General features: G+C 38.7%; 1 protein-coding gene. It reads left to right on the forward strand.

The features are described from left to right. Positions 1 to 232: 232 nt before the first annotated feature. Positions 233 to 1453: MFS transporter (locus tag AC6F8J_RS14605; RefSeq protein ID WP_500724361.1), on the forward strand; the 1221-nt coding region annotated here is incomplete at its 3' end.

The following is a 1453-nucleotide window of genomic DNA, read 5'->3' on the forward strand; positions in this document are numbered from 1 at the left end:
GGTTTGGAAATATCTTCATCTAGGTTCAAATTAATATCATCTTTTTTGAATTATAGTAAAAGGGCACTAGACACTTGTAACTATTTTCCGATATCTTTAGAGTTCATGTTATTGCCCTTTTCTAATGATTGGCTAATATGAAAAAAGTAGAAGGCATTCATCCCAATCCAGAAAATAATATTGACGTTTACCTTCATAAGGCTTATAGTATTCCAGATAGGAGTGACAAAAAATGCAAAAAAAAATAGCCTTAAAATTAAATCAATATGGTTTTTACGGATGGTTCATTCTGTTCTTATCCGCTTTAGCTGTATTTTTTTCTTCCCCGGGACAAACCTATTCCATATCTGTTTTTATTAATTCTTATATACTGGAATTTGGTTACTCTAGAACCCTGATCTCAAGTATTTATTCTATGGCAACGGTTTTATCCGGTATTCTTATGATCTTTGTCGGGAAGGCTGTGGATTATTTTGGTTCCAGATTCATGCTCGTGACCGTTGGTATTCTTTTGACTTTGACTGCTTTTTTTAATAGCTTTGTGGCCAATATTCCCATGATCTTTATCGGATTTTTCTTACTACGTTTTCTTGGACAAGGTTCTCTAAGCTTGATTCCGGCTTCACTTGTGCCTCAATGGTTCGACAAACGTAGAGCCTTTGCCATTAGCTTATTATCTCTTGGCACCATCTTTGGTAACTTGCTTGTGCCTACTTTTAATCTACATATGATTAATACCTATGGTTGGTCAAATGCTTGGCGTAGCTGGGGCTTACTTCTACTTTTTGTTCTCGTACCGCTGATGTGGTTTTTTATCGTGAATAAACCTGAAGATATCGGCCTTCTACCGGATAACCAGGCGAGAACTGACAATCTGACCCCAGATCAGATTTTTGATGCCATGGCCAAAAAATCATTTAGTTTAAGTGAAGCGCTTCGCACAAAAGAATTCTGGTTTCTAGGTATTATCTCCATGATTATTCCTATGGTTTCCACGGGTATGATGTTTCACTTCTTCTCACTTATGGCCAGCAAAGGTATCCATGAATCTTCGGCTGCTTTTGTCATAGGTCTTGTGGCTTTGCCCGGCTTTTTGATTCCTATTATTGCTGGAACCATCATCGACAAATACCGTTCCAAGCATATATTGATGATGACCCTTGGACTTTTAACCTTGAATTTGCTCTTCATGCTTAAGGTTCAAACCGTCACCCAAGCCTCTATCTTCATTCTCATCTACGGTCTGGTTACCAATGTTCAGAACGTAACGACCAATGTAATATGGGTACGTTATTTTGGAAGGTTGCACCTTGGAAGCATTCGTGGTGCGGCTACAGTTTTCATGGTTATCGGTTCGGCCTTTGGTACCATACCTTTTGGTCTTAGCTATGACCTAACCGGGGACTATCAAGCGGTCTTCATCGTTATGGCTGTTGCTACAATCTTAGGTATG

This window comes from Petrocella sp. (genome assembly GCF_059865615.1).